The 16,757-nt window shown below is 40.4% G+C and carries 16 protein-coding genes and 1 other annotated feature; of the genes, 3 read left to right on the forward strand and 13 right to left on the reverse strand.

Annotated elements, in window-relative coordinates; all coding sequences use genetic code 11:
* Positions 1-933: 933 nt before the first annotated feature.
* The 12 genes from sufB to HMPREF2961_RS01085 all read right to left on the reverse strand — a co-directional run bounded on the left by sufB (position 934) and on the right by HMPREF2961_RS01085 (position 12,193).
* Positions 934-2,325, reverse strand: coding sequence for a Fe-S cluster assembly protein SufB (gene sufB, locus HMPREF2961_RS01025; RefSeq protein ID WP_044383682.1), 1,392 nt, complete (start codon positions 2,323-2,325; stop codon positions 934-936).
* A 4-nt stretch (positions 2,326-2,329) separates the two neighbouring features.
* Entirely contained in the window at positions 2,330-2,800 is a 471-nt protein-coding gene (gene sufU / locus HMPREF2961_RS01030) for a Fe-S cluster assembly sulfur transfer protein SufU (protein ID WP_002314568.1), read from the reverse strand.
* Complete coding sequence (locus tag HMPREF2961_RS01035; RefSeq protein WP_002314567.1) at positions 2,787-4,022, reverse strand: cysteine desulfurase; 1,236 nt, start codon at positions 4,020-4,022, stop codon at positions 2,787-2,789. The genes sufU and HMPREF2961_RS01035 overlap by 14 nt, the downstream gene beginning before the upstream one ends.
* Complete coding sequence (gene sufD, locus HMPREF2961_RS01040; protein ID WP_002314566.1) at positions 4,019-5,305, reverse strand: Fe-S cluster assembly protein SufD; 1,287 nt, start codon at positions 5,303-5,305, stop codon at positions 4,019-4,021. Before sufD ends, HMPREF2961_RS01035 begins: the two co-directional genes overlap by 4 nt.
* 12 nt (positions 5,306-5,317) lie before the next feature.
* Positions 5,318-6,091, reverse strand: a complete 774-nt coding sequence (sufC, locus tag HMPREF2961_RS01045; protein ID WP_002287679.1) for a Fe-S cluster assembly ATPase SufC — start codon at positions 6,089-6,091, stop codon at positions 5,318-5,320.
* A 196-nt stretch (positions 6,092-6,287) separates the two neighbouring features.
* Positions 6,288-7,136, reverse strand: coding sequence for a MetQ/NlpA family ABC transporter substrate-binding protein (locus HMPREF2961_RS01050; RefSeq protein WP_002314565.1), 849 nt, complete (start codon positions 7,134-7,136; stop codon positions 6,288-6,290).
* Positions 7,137-7,159: 23 nt separating this feature from the next.
* Positions 7,160-7,846, reverse strand: a complete 687-nt coding sequence (locus tag HMPREF2961_RS01055; protein ID WP_002287674.1) for a methionine ABC transporter permease — start codon at positions 7,844-7,846, stop codon at positions 7,160-7,162.
* Positions 7,839-8,873, reverse strand: a complete 1,035-nt coding sequence (locus HMPREF2961_RS01060; protein ID WP_002304234.1) for a methionine ABC transporter ATP-binding protein — start codon at positions 8,871-8,873, stop codon at positions 7,839-7,841. Before HMPREF2961_RS01060 ends, HMPREF2961_RS01055 begins: the two co-directional genes overlap by 8 nt.
* Positions 8,874-8,935: 62 nt before the next feature.
* Positions 8,936-9,192, reverse strand: a binding site (T-box leader).
* A 75-nt stretch (positions 9,193-9,267) separates the two neighbouring features.
* Positions 9,268-9,606 (reverse strand): glycine cleavage system H family protein, encoded by a 339-nt coding sequence (locus tag HMPREF2961_RS01065; protein WP_002291179.1) that lies wholly within the window; start codon positions 9,604-9,606, stop codon positions 9,268-9,270.
* 1 nt (position 9,607) lies between these two features.
* Positions 9,608-9,964 (reverse strand): arsenate reductase family protein, encoded by a 357-nt coding sequence (locus HMPREF2961_RS01070; RefSeq protein ID WP_002308244.1) that lies wholly within the window; start codon positions 9,962-9,964, stop codon positions 9,608-9,610.
* A gap of 5 nt (positions 9,965-9,969) precedes the next feature.
* Positions 9,970-11,157, reverse strand: a complete 1,188-nt coding sequence (locus HMPREF2961_RS01075) for an FtsW/RodA/SpoVE family cell cycle protein (protein ID WP_002312069.1) — start codon at positions 11,155-11,157, stop codon at positions 9,970-9,972.
* Between the two features lie 193 nt (positions 11,158-11,350).
* Complete coding sequence (locus HMPREF2961_RS01085) at positions 11,351-12,193, reverse strand: LysR family transcriptional regulator (protein WP_002314564.1); 843 nt, start codon at positions 12,191-12,193, stop codon at positions 11,351-11,353.
* 232 nt (positions 12,194-12,425) lie between these two features.
* Here HMPREF2961_RS01085 and HMPREF2961_RS01090 point away from each other — a divergent pair, with 232 nt between their 5' ends.
* Positions 12,426-13,394: a TDT family transporter gene (locus HMPREF2961_RS01090; protein ID WP_002314563.1), complete on the forward strand. Its 969-nt coding sequence runs from the start codon at positions 12,426-12,428 to the stop codon at positions 13,392-13,394.
* Positions 13,395-13,889: 495 nt separating this feature from the next.
* On the forward strand, positions 13,890-14,933 hold the full coding sequence (locus HMPREF2961_RS01095) for a YeiH family protein (RefSeq protein WP_024635339.1): 1,044 nt from the start codon (positions 13,890-13,892) through the stop codon (positions 14,931-14,933).
* Between the two features lie 62 nt (positions 14,934-14,995).
* Here HMPREF2961_RS01095 and HMPREF2961_RS01100 read toward each other — a convergent pair whose 3' ends face one another.
* On the reverse strand, positions 14,996-15,460 hold the full coding sequence (locus HMPREF2961_RS01100) for a methylated-DNA--[protein]-cysteine S-methyltransferase (RefSeq protein ID WP_002314561.1): 465 nt from the start codon (positions 15,458-15,460) through the stop codon (positions 14,996-14,998).
* 245 nt (positions 15,461-15,705) lie between these two features.
* Between HMPREF2961_RS01100 and HMPREF2961_RS01105 the strand changes: the two genes are divergently transcribed.
* Positions 15,706-16,653, forward strand: coding sequence for a glycosyltransferase family 2 protein (locus tag HMPREF2961_RS01105; RefSeq protein WP_002314560.1), 948 nt, complete (start codon positions 15,706-15,708; stop codon positions 16,651-16,653).
* Positions 16,654-16,757: the final 104 nt, after the last annotated feature.

The raw sequence follows: 16,757 nt of genomic DNA on the forward strand, positions 1-16,757 counted from the left end.
GATATTAGCTTAATAAAAAGTTGTCTATTCTACCCCAAGGGCTTTAAAGACAGCATCTTCCGGCGTTTGATAAAAAATCAAATTAAAGGTACCCATTAATTCTGGGGGTACAGTTCCAAATCCAAATAGTGATACCTGACGCAATGGTGTGAAGAAATAGCAGCAACCAAGGCTAGAAAACTTTGGAAAAATACGGAAAAATTAACCAAAAAATTATAAAGAGGATATGTTGAAAAATTCTTTATCTCCAAATAAGAAGAAAAAAGCCAACTGAAATTGGCTGACAGATAATTTTGAGTTTAGAATTCCCGCAGAGAAAATTCATTTATTACTACTTGTTGATTATCACGATATTGCTATCATTAGTTAGTCCATTAAATTCAAGCTTAATGCAGGATCAGTAAATAATATGTTAAGTGCTAGACTCGCTACCCGCCAAGTCAAAGTGAATCCAATCGTTTATTCTAATCGTGATACTCATTACCGACGGCCCAATTAGTTCGAACAAATGGAAGAAGTGAATTTATCTCGCTCCATTTCTAAAAAGGTTACTCACTAGCAAGCTCAGCCTTCGCAAGTTTGTTTGGCATCATAATCAACGAATAGGATTATATTGAGTGCTCAGTCCTCTCTAATAACGGAAAAGAATGTATTTAGTAAAAAGGGAAGAAAATTATCCCCATCCCCTTTCATACATTTTATTATTGTCGTTCGCACTCAAAGTAGTGACTAAAAAATGTTGCTTGAGCTACTAGTAGAATTTGAACAATCTAGTAGTAAACATTCAAGTCTTTAGATTCATCAGACAAATGGATAATATTAGCTGTTCAGTTCATTATTTCTGGACGGTCGTTTGTTTTAAGTTAATATACTGATGAATAAAAAAATGCTCGAAACGCTTTAATATAAACGTTTCGAGCAATGAATTAGTTGTTATCCAACAGACCCTTCCATCTCATAACTGATCAATCGGTTGAGTTCGACTGCATATTCCATTGGAAGTTCTTTGGTGAATGGTTCAACAAAGCCCATGACGATCATTTCAGTGGCTTCAGATTCGGTCAGGCCTCGGCTCATCAGGTAGTAGAGTTGTTCTTCTGAGATTTTTGAGACTTTGGCTTCGTGCTCTAAAGAGACTTGGCTGTTGTGGATCTCATTGAATGGGATCGTATCGGATTTCGACCATTCGTCCATGATGATCGTGTCACATTCGATATGAGAAATCGAACTCGCACTGTTTTTGGCAAAGGTTACTTGTCCTCGATAGTTTACTTCGCCGCCGTCTTTTGAAATTGATTTAGAGACGATAGAACTAGAAGTGTTTGGTGCGTTGTGGATCATTTTTGCACCCGTATCTTGGATTTGGTTTGCTCCTGCAAAGGCGATGGAGAGCATGGTGCCTCGTGCACCTTTTCCATCTAAGTAAACACTTGGGTATTTCATCGTTGTTTTTGCACCTAGGTTTCCGTCAATCCATTCAACGGTTGCGCCTTCGTAAGCTTTTGCTCGTTTGGTTACTAAGTTGTACACATTGTCTGACCAGTTTTGGATCGTGGTGTAACGGCAATACGCATCTTTTCTTGTAAAGATTTCTACGATGGCGGCATGCAAACTATTACTTGAATAAGTAGGTGCCGTACAGCCTTCGACATAGTGGATGCTTGCTCCTTCGTCAACGATGATCAGCGTACGTTCGAATTGCCCCGTGTTTTCCGCATTGATCCGGAAGTACGTTTGTAATGGGACATCGACTTTGACGCCTTTTGGCACGTAAATAAAGGTCCCGCCTGACCATACGGCTGAATTCAGCGCCGCTAATTTGTTGTCGGTTGGCGGTACAAGTTTTGAAAAGTACTCTTTGAATAATTCAGGGTATTCTTTCAAAGCAGAGTCAGTGTCAGTAAAGACGATCCCTAATTTTTCGAATTCATCTTTCATATTATGGTACACGACTTCTGATTCATATTGTGCGGAAGCACCGGCTAGATAAGCTCGTTCTGCTTCTGGGATACCGATCTTCTCAAATGTATCTTTGATTTTTTCTGGTACGTCTTCCCAGTCACGAGCGGGTTTGTCACTTGGTTTTTGGTAATATTTGATGGCATCGAAATCGATGTCTGAAAGGTCGGGTCCCCATGTTTGCATTGGCATTTTATTGAATGTTTCTAGAGATTTCAGACGGAATTCAAGCATCCATTCTGGTTCGCCTTTGATTCTTGACATCTCACGGATCACTTCTTCTGTCAAGCCTTCTCCTGTACTGAAAACCGGTTCGACATCATCGTGAAACCCGAATTTATATTCTTCTAATTCTGGTACGCCCATGTTCTCACTCCTCTTCCTTGTGGTAATGATGGAAAGCTGCGGTACCATCGTTTTTCATTGCTTTTCCTAGTGCTTTCCAGGCAAGTGTCGCACATTTGATCCGAGCGGGAAATTTAGCTACACCACCAAGCATAGCAGCATCGCCTAATTGGTCGGGATCTTGGACTTCTTTTCCTTGGACAAGCTGTAGAAAGTCTACAGTTAAATGTTCTGCTTCTTCTATTGATTTTCCAATGACGGCATCTGTCATCATCGAGGCACTTGCCGTACTGATGGAGCAGCCGCTGCCGTCAAAGGCGATATTTTTGATGATTCCGTCTTTTACATCGACTTGCAATTCGATCACATCTCCACATGTGGGGTTGTTCAATTCGATCTTGCTTGTCGAGTCGGTCAAGCTTCCACGATGATGCGGATGGGAAGAATGATCCAAGATCACTTGACGGTATAAATTGTCTAATTTAGATAGTCCCATGTTGGAAAAACTCCTTTGTTGCCATGATTGCTTCAACTAAACGGTCGGCGTCGTGCGTCGTGTTGTAGAAATAAAAGCTGGCGCGAGCAGTCGCTGATACTTCAAGGTACTTCAATAGCGGTTGTGCACAATGATGACCTGCTCTAACGGCTACCCCTTCCATGTCTAAAGCTGTCGCGACATCATGGGGATGTAACCCATCCAAATTGAACGCAACGACTCCTGTCCGAAAATTCGGGTCTTGCGGACCATAAACAGTCAATCCATCGATTGCTTGTAATTTTGGCAACACATAAGCGGCTAGTTCTTCTTCATATCGATGGATATTGTCCATGCCGAGTTCTTGCAAATAATCGATTGCATGGCCGAATGCGATAGCGCCAGCGATATTTGGTGTCCCTGCTTCGAATTTCCAAGGTAGTTCTTTCCATGTACTGTCGTATAATTCGACAAAATCGATCATTTCGCCACCAAATTCAACGGGTTCCATTTCTTCTAACCATTTTCGTTTACCATATAAGACACCAATACCTGTTGGTCCGCACATTTTGTGTCCACTGAAAGCAAAGAAATCACAGTCTAGTGCTTGAACATCAATGGTCATGTGCGGGGCAGACTGTGCACCATCTACTACGATGACCCCGCCGTTTTCATGGACAAGTTCAGCTAATTCTTGAACAGGATTGATGACACCTAAGACATTGGATACATGAGCAATGGAAACGATTTTGGTTTTGTTCGTGATCTTTTTCGCTGCATCCTCCATATCCAGGAAGCCTTCTTCTGTTAGATCGATATATTTCAGGACGGCACCTGTTCGTTTTGCCAACTGCTGCCATGGGATAACATTAGAATGATGTTCCATGTAAGAGAGCACTATCTCGTCTCCTGCTTTGATATAGCGGTCGCCGAAGCTTCTGGCTACCCAATTCAAGCTTGTCGTCGTACCACGAGTAAATAGAACTTCTGCTGTTTCTTCTGCATGGATGAATGCCCGTACTTTTTCTCTTGCTTGCTCATACTCATGGGTTGCGCGTTCTGCTAACGTATGGACACCGCGATGAACATTGGCGTTATCGTGTTCGTAATAGTGCGCTAATGACTGGAGCACTTGTTTTGGCTTTTGGGTCGTCGCTGCATTATCCAGATAAACGAAAGGTTCATCATTGACGTCTTGAAATAAAATAGGAAAATCATTGCGTAGCTTTTTAGCATCGATCATCCATTCAACTTCCCTTCGATTACTTCGACTAATTCTTTCCGAACTTGTTCTACAGGGATTGCTGTTAAGACAGAACCGAGGAATCCTCGAATCACTAAGCGCTCTGCTTCTTCTTTATGCAATCCTCGACTCATCAGATAGTACATTTCTTCTGGATCAACTCGTCCTACACTGGCAGCATGTCCAGCAGTTACTTCGTTTTCATCGATCAAAAGAATAGGATTCGCGTCACCACGTGCTTTGTCAGAAAGCATCAAGACACGGCTTTCTTGTTGGGCATCTGCACCTTTTGCCCCTTTCAGGATGTGGCCAATACCGTTAAAGGTCAATGTTCCTTTTTCTCGGATCACTCCGTGTTGCAAAATATGCCCGATTGTATGAGGGACTTTATTGGTTACTCGTGTATCGATTCCTTGGATTTGTCTGCCCGAGCTGATTGCCACGATTTTGACTTCTGCGTGTGCACCTTCTCCTGCTAAATCTGAGTCAAAGTCAGCGATCACATGACCGTCATTCATGACACCAATTGCCCAGTCGACAGAAGCATCTCGTAAAATGTGCCCACGGCGATTCATATAAGAAGTAATATTCTCTCCTAATTGATCTACAGCTGAATATTTGATTTTTGAACCAGCTTTAGCGATGACTTCCACGATGATGTTACCTGATGATTTTGCTACTTGTTCTTTGGTTGTCTGGAAACGTTCCAGATAAGAAAATTCACTATGTTCATCTGCCACGATCAACACATGCTTGAAGAAGTGCTCATCAGATGCGCCATCTTGAATGAATAAGGACTCGAGTGGTTCATCGATCACGATATTTTTAGGCACATACAGGAAAATACCGCTGTTCATAAAAGCTACATGGAGTGCAGTCAATTGGTCTTCGTCCATGTTTACTGCTTTTTTCATATAATATTCTTGGACTAGTTCTGGGTATTCGATCATTGCAGTGAATAAGTCAGTAAAAATGACTCCTTTTTCTGCTAATTCCACAGGCAGTTGTTCAAAAATCGTCCATGAACCTTGTTGGACAAGCACAGGATTGTCTTTCATTGCATCAAATGCCGGAATCGTGCCTGTTTCACTGATAGTTTGTGTTTCTTTCACATCGAATAACGACCAGCGATGGAATTTCACCCGATCGATATGCGGCAATGGCAGTTCATCTGCTTTTGTTAGTGCGTCTTGACGGAAGGTTCTCATCCAATCAGGTTCGCCTTTACTTAAAGAAAAATCATTTACCGCGTTAAGATAATCGAGCCAGTTTTTTTCTTTCATTCTTGCTCCCCCTTACGCTTCTTCTTCTTTATAGTCGATTCCTAATTCTTTACTGATTCCAGCGTAGCCTTCTGCTTCCAGGCGTTTAGCTAAGTCAGCATTTCCTGTCATGACTACTCGACCTTCCATCATGATGTGGACGACGTCAGGTGTGATATAGTTCAATAATCGTTGATAGTGGGTGATGATCAATGCACCGAAATTGTCTCCGCGCATTTCATTTACTCCTTTAGCAACGACTTTCAAAGCATCGATATCCAGACCCGAGTCGATTTCGTCTAAAATCGCAAATGTTGGTTCTAACATCAACAATTGTAGGATCTCATTCCGTTTCTTTTCCCCGCCAGAAAAACCTTCGTTCAGATAACGTTCAGCCATTTCTTCTGGCATATTCAATAAAGCCATTTTTTCATCTAACTTTTTCAAAAATGCCATAACAGAGATCTTGTCGTTTTCATCACGTTTCGCATTGATTGCTGCACGCATGAATTCCGCATTCGTGATACCTGGTATCTCACTTGGATATTGCATAGCTAAAAACAAGCCAAGTCGTGCACGTTCATCTACTTCCAAGTCTAAAACATTTTTTCCGTCAAACAAGATTTCACCTTCTGTTACTTCATAGTTTGGATTGCCCATGATAGCGGCAGATAAGGTTGATTTTCCTGTGCCGTTAGGTCCCATGATGGCGTGAATTTCTCCGGTTTTCATTGTTAGGTTTACGCCTTTAAGGATTTCTTTTTCTTCGATCGACACATGTAGATTTTTTATTTCTAAGACAGACATGCATTATACCCCCAAATTCTCTTTCGTTCTCACTCATTTTAGACTAATTGAGAATGAAGCGCAATGATCTTCCTTACTAAAATCAAATATCTTTTATTGATTATTAAACAATTTTGATTTCTAAATTAGAATAGGTATAAAAAAGATGAGGAATAAGCCGTTACAGACTTATTTCTCATCTTTTTTGTTTCATTCCTTATTTTGCATCAGCCTTTACTGGTTTAACAGAGCCGCCCCATTTGTCTGTGATCCATTCTTGGACTTCTTTACGGTGAAGCACTTCAATCAGTTTTTTGATTTTGTCACTGTCTTCATCACCTTTGCGAGTCGCAATGATATTCACGTAAGGAGAGTTGTCTTTTTCAAGTAATACGGCATCTTCTAATGGATTCAATCCTGCGCCATAAGCGAAGTTTGCATTGATTGCGACTAGGTCACCTTCATCATTTTGGTACGTAGAAGCTAAAAGTGATGGGTCGATCGTATGGTTGAACTTCAAGTTCTTAGGGTTTTCTGCAATATCATCGAATGTTGCTGTTTCCAGATCTACTCCATCTTTGACTTTGACTAGCCCAGCATCTTGTAAAATCGTGATGATGCGTCCCCAGTCTGATTCAGAATTCGAAGTGATGATCGTTGCACCATCTTTTAGTTCAGAAACATCTTTGACTTTTTTAGAGTACAAGCCCATTGGTTCGATGTGGACAGCACCGGCATTGACAAAGTCATACCCTTTTTCTTTGATTTCTTTGTTCAAATAAGGAATATGCTGGAAGTAATTGGCATCGATATCGCCTTCTTCCAAAGATTGGTTCGGTAAAACGTAGTCATCGAATTTGACGATTTCAAGAGCGATTCCTTCATCTTTCAATAATGGTTTCACATGTTCCAAAATCTCTGCGTGCGGTGTCGGCGAAGCGCCGACTTTCAATGTCGTGTCGTCTGCTTTATTTGCTGAATCTTTGCTGTCGCTGTTGTTACCGCATGCTGCTAATCCTACAGTCAGCAAAAGCGCTGCTGCTAATCCAAAAATCTTCTTTTTCATATCCTATATCCCCCTATATCCTATTATCTTTTGTCTGTTTTCTTAGTTAAGAAATCACCGATTCCTTGAACGATAAATACGATTAATAAAATAATTAAAGTCGCAACGAATGTCACTGTCAGATTACCACGTTGGTATCCTTCCTGCCAAGCAAGACCTCCAAGTCCACCTGCGCCGATCGCTCCGGCCATGGCGGTAAATCCGATCATCGAGATCGTTGTAACTGTTAATCCAGAAATCAACGCGGGAATACTTTCAGGTATCAAGACCTTCCAGATGATTTCCCAGTAACTTGCTCCCATTGCATCTGCTGCTTCCAGTACGCCAGGGCTGACTTCACGAAAAGCAATCTCTACTAGACGGGCATAAAATGGTGCCGCGGATAAAACAAGAGCTGGAATGGCTGCTTGCGCACCTAGCATAGTGCCTACGATTGCTTTAGTAAATGGAATGATCAAAACCATCAGAATCATAAATGGTGTTGACCGGAAAATATTACTGATGATCGATACGATCCCGTAAATGATTCGAGCATACGGTTTGTTTTTGCGTCCAATAGAGTAAAGGATCAATCCCAAAACTAATCCGATGATCGTCACTAAGACCATTGAGATCAATGTCATATATAGTGTATCAAGGATGGCCTGATTCATCGTTTCCGGATTGATTTGTTTAAAATCTAGATATGTTTCTGAAAAGCTTTTATCCACGATGGATCACCTCAATTCCTACTCCTTGTTCTTTAATGAACACTTCTGCTTGATCTAATTCTTTGGTTTCACCTGTCATCAAGACAGTCAATGAACCAAAGGAACCTTCTTTTACTTGTTTGATTTTCCCGTATACGACATTGACATCAATGTTATAGCGTCGAATCGCTTGGGAAATGACTGGCTCGTTGGCATTTCTTTCGCTAAAGGTCAAAGTTGCCAAACGGCCGCTTGGATTTTCTTTGATGAGTTCAGCTAATAGTTCTGTCGAATCAGCTTCTGGTTCGATGTCTTGTTGTACAAAACGTTTGGTTACTTCTTTTTTCGGTTGTCTGAAGACAGTCAACACGTCTCCTTCTTCTACGACTTTCCCCAACTCCATCACAGCGACTTTGTTGCAGATTTTGCGGATCACATTCATTTCATGTGTGATCAAGACGATGGTCAAATTCAATTTCTTATTGATTGCTAACAATAAGTCTAATACTTCTTCTGTTGTTTGCGGGTCCAATGCACTCGTAGCCTCATCACAAAGCAGGATCTCAGGATCATTTGCCAATGCTCGTGCGATACCGACACGTTGTTTCTGTCCGCCGGAAAGTTGTGAAGGATACGCTTGTCCGCGTCCTTCTAACCCGACTAAACGCAACAATTCTTCTGCTCGTTCTTTTCGTTTGCTCTTTGGTACACCAGCTAATTCCAACGGCAGCTGGATATTTTCAAGTACAGTTCTTGACCATAACAGGTTGAAATGCTGGAAGATCATACCGATTTTCTTTCGGAATGTACGTAATTCTTTGTTTTTTAATTTTGTGATATCTTGATCGTTTACGATCACTTCGCCGCTCGTGGGAAGCTCAAGTCCATTCAGGAGTCGAACTAATGTACTTTTTCCTGCGCCAGAATAGCCGACGATTCCATAAATATCCCCTTTTTCAACGTTTAGTGAAACGTCATTGACGGCTTGGATGTTTCCGTTTTTCCCATTGAATGTCTTTTTGACATTCGTTAGTTGGATTAATGACATGCCATTCACATCTTTCTCTTATGATTTTTCAAACAAAAAAGCCTTCGCCCTCTTGCCTTAAGCAAAAGGACGAAAGCTTGAACTTCCGTGTTACCACCTTGATTTACCGTTACTTCGCAATAACAGCCTCTTCCAGTACTTGGACTTAGCTTCTTTCCGTATACTGTCGCGCTGTAACGGGCACTCCCGTAGTAAGTTTGCTTACGCTCGCTTACTCTGCTCTAAGACCATCTTCCATCTCATTTTCGTTACCCATTTTCAGCAAACAGGGCTCTCTTCAAACGTCCGTGACATGTACTCTTCTTTTCAAAGCTTTCTCGTTTCATATAGGATTGCTTATGATTATAGCAACTGGAAGAATCAGTGTCAACTTTTTTCAAGTGATTTTCTGATTTTATAATTCGTCAAATTCTTTTGGATCAACATCTTTGAAACTTAAGATCCACGCATTCATTTCATCTGAATCATTCAAGATATTGATATCTTCACCGATTTTATCATTCACAGAAGAAACTGTACCCGTTAGCGGGCTAGCAAATTCATTGACAGCTTTTTCCGCTTCGACTTCGATCAGAGGTTCATCTTTTTTTAGCGATTGTCCTGCTTTTGGCAAATTGGCAAACGTGATGTCTCCGAGTTCTTCTTGCGCTTCATTTGTCAAACCAACACAGTATTCTTTTCCATTAAATAAGATCCAAAGGTTGTCCTTTTTCTTCAAATGTTTGCCTGCCATTTTATATCAGTTCTCCTTCATAAATTTTTTCATTGAATCCAATTGCAACAAGCTGGTCCTCTTGCACGATCAGCGGCCGCTTGATCAGCATGCCATCTGTCGATAAGACTTGGCTTGCTTTTGAAGCCGTAAACTCGCCTACTTGATCTTTCAGTCCAAGTTCCCGATATTTCATCCCGCTTGTGTTGAACAGGCGACGGATTGGTACTTGACTCGTTTCTAGCCAAGTCTCAATCGTTGAGGCCTTCGGTACTTCTTTGATCATATCAACAGTTTGATAACTAACGCCATGCTGGTCTAACCACGCTTTGGCTTTTTTGCATGTTGAACATTTCGGGTACCAGTAAAAGGTGTACAATTTTCTTACCTCCTTGAAGATCTTGCAGGTGCTTCATTTTGGTATCTCATCGATAATATCAACCCGATACCGATCATGTTCCCTAAAATCGAAGATCCTCCTTGGCTAATGAAAGGCAATGGGATCCCTGTTAAAGGAAGTAATCCGATATTTGCTCCAATGTTCTCAAAGACATGGAACAGCAGCATCATGATCAAACCGCTTGCGATATAGGCGTAAAATTCATTATTCGTATCGAAACACACCCGAATCATACGATAAATCAAAATAAAATACAAGAAAATGACGAATGCACCACCGATAAAGCCGAAGTTTTCACCGATAACGGTAAAAATCATATCGGACTCACGAACAGGCACATAAATATTGCTTACATTGAATCCTTTACCAAACAAGCCACCGGTGCCGATTGCCAAAAGTCCTTGTGCCGGCTGATAACTCATCCCAGACGTATCATGGAAAGGATCCAGCCATGAATCAATACGTGCAAATTGATAAGATTTGAAACCAACTTTGTAAAGCAAGTCTCTTCCGCCTTCAGTCGTCACTAAGAAAATCGTTCCTGCACCAACGACTACTGCTAAGATCACTACAGGGGCGATAATACGCCAAGAGATCCCAGACATCAAGAATATCCCGCCGAAGATCGCAAGGAAGACGAGCATCGTCCCAAAGTCATCTTGGGCCATGATCAACGCTAAAACCGGTATCGTCACGATCAAGAGCTTCCCAATCAGCCAAAAGTCCGATTTCATCGTCCGTTCTTTTACTTGCGTATTATGTTTGGTCACGATCAGCGCCATCATCAAGATATACGCGATCTTCATTAGCTCTGCTGGCTGGAAGGTGAACGCACCGAATCGGAACCAGTTTTTAGAACCTGTAGAATCGGCTAAATTCTTGTCATAGAATTCCAGTAAGAGTCCCATTACTACTAACCCCAAGCCATAAAGGTAAGGAGTCAGTTTCCAAATCCATTTGGAATTCAAATGCATGATGACAACGATTGCTGCCGCCCCAACTAAATACCAGACAACTTGCATCCCTACGCCTTTCAAGACTGCTGGATTGTTCGGATCATGGCTAAGTGCTACATATAATGAGAGCAGACCAATCAAACATAACAGAAAGACTGGTAAAATCACGCCATAATCAATACGATTATCGTTCGAAGCTTTTAATTTTTTTTCCATGTTTCATCCCTTTTCTTAAAAACCATACTGCTGATTATTATAGCGGTCCAGTTAGATAATGGAAAGTCTTTCCACAGACATTTGGGAAAAATTAACTTTCCGTTTGTGCAGCTGCTTGAGCAAACGAAGGGCAAAAGCCTACTGCTTATCTTTAGTGTATCATAGAACTTTTTTTGATACATGCAATTATCTATCAGCTGAGATTCTCCTCGCTGTGAGAAGTTTCTGTGCTTTCATTGTATCGAAGGATCTCTTCAGCAATCTCTAACAGCTGATCAGAAACCAGATTGGTTCGTTGGATGAAATAAAAATACCGATGGAAATTCAACGGAATCATTGGCACGTCTTTTGGCACAGAGCGCTTAGATAAAATCGAGCGTCCGATGCCTTCCTTCAGCAACGCAACGATCACATCATTGCTTTTCACGATCATTTTCTTATCTTGGATGTTCATTTCTTCAAAATAACGTTGTGTGTAATGAAAAACGCCAGAATTTGCTTCTCTTACAAGCCACAATTTACTTTTTGGGTCCCCAGCAATGACTAGCTGGTCTTCCATCAAAGAGTACCTTTGTACGCCGGAAGTCTCTAATGGCTTTTCGATAAAACCAAAATCGGATTCATGTTTCGCTACTTGTTCTAATGATTCATGTGAATTCGCGATCTCGATCTCAAAATGCACTTTAGGAAACCTTTTGATCAGATGTTTCATCAACTGAGGCAAAAGATAGACAGCAAATGTGTGGGAAGCAACGATCCGACATACTTCTTCTTCATTTTGTTCATTGAGCAATTTTTGCTGGGTCTCTTCCCATTCTTCTAATAAAACCAGCGTCCGCTCGTATAATAAATCGGCTTGCTTAGTTGGAAGCATCTCTTTTCTGCCATTACGCTGAAAAAGATCAATATTCAACTCCCGCTCTAATTGTTTGATTTGATTCGAGACGGCTGGCTGAGATAAAAACAGTACTTCTGCTGCTCTAGAAAAATTTCTTGTTTCATATACTGCTCGAAAAGTCGTTAATAACTTAAACATGGCACCACTTCCATAACTTTTTATGATAATTACTATAAAAACTATTTGATTTAAATATACAAAAAACCATCTATAATAGAAATGTACAACAAAACAGTTGCTGATCCAACTAGTAACTCAGACAAGACAATCAGCTGTCTGCTTTGCTCGTAATCATACAGACCTATTCATTTTACAATGTATTCGTTCATCTTGGTACTAAAATCTATTAAATAAAAAGGAGAATATATATATGAAGAACTTTTTGAAAATTATTCCGATCCCAATCTGCGGGTTGATCCTTGGGTTAGCTTCCCTTGGAAATCTGTTTAAAGACTATCACCATGTCGCTTTAGGCAATCTAACTGGCGGTATCTCAATGATTCTTATGATATTCATTTTTGTTAAATTGTTTATCTTATTTGAGCATACGAAACAAACGTTGCATGATCCGATCATCGCCTCCGTTTCACCAACTTTTACGATGTCACTCATGGTTATTTGTACTTATTTTGTTTCATATGAAAGTATTGTACCGATTGTCAAATTCATTTGGTTGTGCGCAGTTATTTTCCAAGTGATACTGGTCTTTTATTTCAATTATCACCATGTCATCAAAGCTGATCTTTCTATTGAAGCAATTTATCCAAGCTGGTTTATCATTTATGTTGGGTTTGGGGTCATCACTGTAACTGCTGGGAACTTCTTCCCACTTATTGGAAAAATCTTCTTTTGGATTTCATTGGTCTGCTATGCGTTCTTATTGCCAATCATCATCAAACGCGTCTTTTTCGTAAGAAATATGGCTCATCCGACACGTCCGCTGATTACGATCGTTGCAGCACCTGGTTCTCTTTGCCTGACAGGTTACCTGAAAAACTTTGCAGAACCTAACTTTTATCTTGTCGTAGCGTTGTTCGTTTTATCTCAAGTATTGTATTTCGTTGTGCTGTCTATGCTGCCACGCTTGTTCAAGCTTCGTTTTTATCCAAGCTACGCAGCCTTTACATTCCCACTTGTTATCTCTGCAACAGCTCTATTTACTACTGTTCATTACTTCAACAGTTTAGGTATTTATAGTAGCGTATTAGATTTCTTAAAAATTGCGGAATGTCTGTTTGCAAGTGTAGTTGTCTTCTACGTGCTTGCTCATTACGTACGTTTCTTAACTAAAGAACATAGCAAACATGGAAAATTTGTTTCTAAAAAAATCCCTTCATAATTGATTCGATTGGCTGTGACAGAAGTGGTCAGCTTCAAGAAATAAGAAGGAATTTACGAAAATTGCTTCTCAAATTTTTGTGAAATTTCGGCTTATTTCCGAAGAAGCTACTTCTGGAACACCGTGTATCAGAGGTTGTGAAATCAGCGTTTTGACCTGAGTATTAGAGAAACAAACGGAAAAATAGTTCCTCATATTTTGCCGTTTGTTGAGCTAATACCGAGGGTCAGCTGATTGAACACCGTTTAGTGAAGAGGTCGTGAAAAAGCTGCCCTGCATCAAGCAATAAGAACAGCCAATCAAAAACAGCTTCTCATGTTTTTGATTTGGTTGGGCTTATTACCGCAGATGCAGGCTTTTGAACACCGTTTATTCGAAACAAGAGGTTGTGACAAGACTTTTGTCACGGCCTCTTATTCTTTTGTCAAAATACTGGTTTAGTGCTACTATGTTCGAGTATGCTTTTAGTATTTATTGACGAAAGGAACCAATCAAATGAAATCATTGTCACATCCAATAAAATCTGTAAAGGATTCAGCGGTCCGCGAGATTTTGCCCGGGTTACTGCTTTCTTTTGCCATTGCTGCCGTCAGCCGGCTTCTTGCTATTTATCTACCACAGTTAGGTGGAGCGACTATTGCTATTTTATTGGGTATTTTATTAGGAAATACTTTTTTTAAACAGCCTGTTCTAGCAATCGGCACAAAATTCGCTGAAAGCAAACTATTGGAATTCTCTGTTTTTTTACTAGGTGCAACTGTCACCGCTCAAACGATTGCTCAAATTGGTGTAAAAGGAATTGTTTTTGTGTTACTACAGATGTCAATCACTATCATCGGTGCTTACTTGATTGGTAAGAAACTGCAATTCAGCGATACTTCTTCTTTGATGATGGCTGGAGGAAACGCTGTTTGTGGTTCTTCTGCTATTGCTTCGATCGCCCCTTCCATCCATGCAAAAGAGGAAGAAAAAGGACAGATCATCACACTGGTCAATCTACTAGGTACTGTGATGATGTTGACCCTCCCTTTTCTTGGATTACAGCTATTCGGCGGAAATCTCATTGAAAAAAGCGCACTTTTAGGTGGCACACTCCAATCTGTGGGTCAAGTAGTCGCTGGTGCAAGTTTGCTTGACAGTTCTGTTGTCGAATTTGCCATGTTGTTTAAGATTCTACGTATCATGATGCTTGTTGTTGTTGTCTATTTGTTTGAAAAATTCATGCGCAAGAAACAACCAGCTCTGTTTAAAACACCGACTAATACGCAGAAAAAACGAAAATTACCGCTTCCTTGGTATGTATTAGGGTTTGTAATCTTTTGTTTGGTCAACAGTTTGTTTTCTTTACCTGTAGTTATTGACCAATCGGCACATTTTATCAGTAGCTGGTTTGAGATCACTGCTTTAGCGGCAATTGGGCTGCGTTTAGACTTTGCAAAATTCATGAAAGAAGGTACACGTTTCTTATCTTACGGATTGGCTGTCGGGCTTCTCCAAACAGTGATGGCTTTACTATTTATTTGGCTGATCAAACTTTAGAATAAACACGAAAAAACAGTTGTGATTCTCGCATGGAACAATGTTCAAATCACAACTGTTTTTTAATTTTGCAGATACCCTTCTAATAGCAGCAATTGGCGTTTGATTTCGACTCCATCTGTTGCGTTTCCCATATATCCTGTCAGTTTTCCATTTTGCCCGATCACTCGATGACAAGGAATAACGATTGGCAATGGATTGGTTCGATTTGCCTGTCCAATCGCTCGCACAGCTTTCGGACTATCGACAGCAACGGCTACTTCTTTATACGTTCGGATTTCTCCATAAGGAATGGTCGACAAAGCTTTCCAGACATTTTGCTGAAAAGGCGTACCTCTCTTTATAGATAAAGGAACTTCAAATTCTTTTCTTTTTCCCGCAAAATATTCTTCAAACTGTTCCTGTGTGCGCGTTAAAATTTGCTGATTCGCTGATTCGCTTTCTGAAATTGGCTGAAAAGATACAGCAGTCAACCCGGATTCATCTGCATCTAACCATAAAAAGCCGATAGGTGTGTGTATTTTCATTTTGTTTGCTCCTGGTCAACAGACTGGAGCTTCCTCCTTTTTCTCTGTCCGAAATTACTTGCCAACTACTAAAAATTGTTCTTAAAAGTTTGATAAACCGAGGAAACATGGTAAACTAAATACGGTAGTTTACCAAAAGAATACCTGTTCTTTTACGTAAAATCAAATTTAAAAGGTGTTATTTAAGGTTTATTAAATTTTGAGTGTAAACCATATATAAACATACGATTGAAAGGATAGAAACGATGAAAGTATCAATTGTTGTCCCATGTTTCAATGAAGAAAAAACGGTTCCTCTTTTTTTTGATGAGGTTGAAAAATTCAAAGGTACCCATGAGTTCGAATATTTATTTATTGACGATGGATCAAAAGACGGTACGTTAGCAGCAATCAAGAAGCTAGCTGCAGCTTATCCTTATGTCCGCTTTGTCTCATTTTCCAGAAATTTCGGGAAAGAAGCGGCTCTATACGCAGGATTACAAGCTTCTACAGGAGATTTAGTGACTGTTATGGATGTTGACTTGCAAGATCCGCCTGAACTGCTTCCTGAGATGATTGAACGAATCACTACTTCTGATATCGATTGTGTCGGCACCCGGCGTTCGACTCGTGAAGGTGAGCCTGCAATCCGCAGTTTCTTTGCGAAAAAATTCTACCAGTTGATCAATAAAATCAGCGATACAGAAATGGTCGATGGCGCTCGTGATTTCCGTTTGATGACCCGACAAATGGTGGATGCTGTCCTAGAACTAACAGAATACAACCGGTTTTCAAAAGGATTATTCAGTTGGGTCGGATTCAAAACAGAATATATTTCTTATGAAAACCGCGAACGTGTAGCTGGTGAAACATCTTGGTCCTTCTGGAAATTGTTCAACTACTCGATTGATGGTATCGTGAACTTCTCCGATGCGCCATTGACGATTGCTTCATTTATCGGCGCTTTGTCTTGTGTTTGTTCTGGTATTGCGATCTTGTTCATTATTTTGCGGGCATTGCTGTTTGGTGATCCTACATCAGGATGGCCTTCCATGGTCTCGATCTTCCTATTCATCGGCGGAATCCAACTGTTATGTCTTGGAATCATCGGAAAATATATCGGAAAAATCTTCTTAGAAACGAAACAACGTCCTGTTTATATTATTAGAGAAACAGAAAAAGTGAAGCCAAATGAATTGAAGCCTCACCAATAATATACGTCAAATGAAGTAAACATTTTTTTAATGAAGAGGGACTGTGACAAAAATCTTGTCACAGTCCCTCTTTCCGAACAAACGGTGTTCAAAAGCTTGCATCT

It is taken from the genome of Enterococcus sp. HMSC076E04 (assembly GCF_001814285.1).
GTDB classification, from domain to species: domain Bacteria; phylum Bacillota; class Bacilli; order Lactobacillales; family Enterococcaceae; genus Enterococcus_B; species Enterococcus_B lactis.

Excerpts from the sequence above, each read along its gene's own strand:
- sufB (WP_044383682.1), bottom strand. The coding sequence starts at position 2,325 with ATGGGCGTACCAGAATTAGAAGAATATAAATTCGGGTTTCACGATGAT.
- HMPREF2961_RS01085 (WP_002314564.1), bottom strand. The coding sequence starts at position 12,193 with ATGTTTAAGTTATTAACGACTTTTCGAGCAGTATATGAAACAAGAAAT.
- HMPREF2961_RS01065 (WP_002291179.1), bottom strand. The coding sequence starts at position 9,606 with ATGGCAGGCAAACATTTGAAGAAAAAGGACAACCTTTGGATCTTATTT.
- sufC (WP_002287679.1), bottom strand. The coding sequence starts at position 6,091 with ATGTCTGTCTTAGAAATAAAAAATCTACATGTGTCGATCGAAGAAAAA.
- HMPREF2961_RS01090 (WP_002314563.1), top strand. The coding sequence starts at position 12,426 with ATGAAGAACTTTTTGAAAATTATTCCGATCCCAATCTGCGGGTTGATC.
- HMPREF2961_RS01060 (WP_002304234.1), bottom strand. The coding sequence starts at position 8,873 with ATGTCATTAATCCAACTAACGAATGTCAAAAAGACATTCAATGGGAAA.
- sufD (WP_002314566.1), bottom strand. The coding sequence starts at position 5,305 with ATGAAAGAAAAAAACTGGCTCGATTATCTTAACGCGGTAAATGATTTT.
- HMPREF2961_RS01105 (WP_002314560.1), top strand. The coding sequence starts at position 15,706 with ATGAAAGTATCAATTGTTGTCCCATGTTTCAATGAAGAAAAAACGGTT.
- sufU (WP_002314568.1), bottom strand. The coding sequence starts at position 2,800 with ATGGGACTATCTAAATTAGACAATTTATACCGTCAAGTGATCTTGGAT.
- HMPREF2961_RS01035 (WP_002314567.1), bottom strand. The coding sequence starts at position 4,022 with ATGATCGATGCTAAAAAGCTACGCAATGATTTTCCTATTTTATTTCAA.
- HMPREF2961_RS01100 (WP_002314561.1), bottom strand. The coding sequence starts at position 15,460 with ATGAAAATACACACACCTATCGGCTTTTTATGGTTAGATGCAGATGAA.
- HMPREF2961_RS01075 (WP_002312069.1), bottom strand. The coding sequence starts at position 11,157 with ATGGAAAAAAAATTAAAAGCTTCGAACGATAATCGTATTGATTATGGC.
- HMPREF2961_RS01050 (WP_002314565.1), bottom strand. The coding sequence starts at position 7,136 with ATGAAAAAGAAGATTTTTGGATTAGCAGCAGCGCTTTTGCTGACTGTA.
- HMPREF2961_RS01095 (WP_024635339.1), top strand. The coding sequence starts at position 13,890 with ATGAAATCATTGTCACATCCAATAAAATCTGTAAAGGATTCAGCGGTC.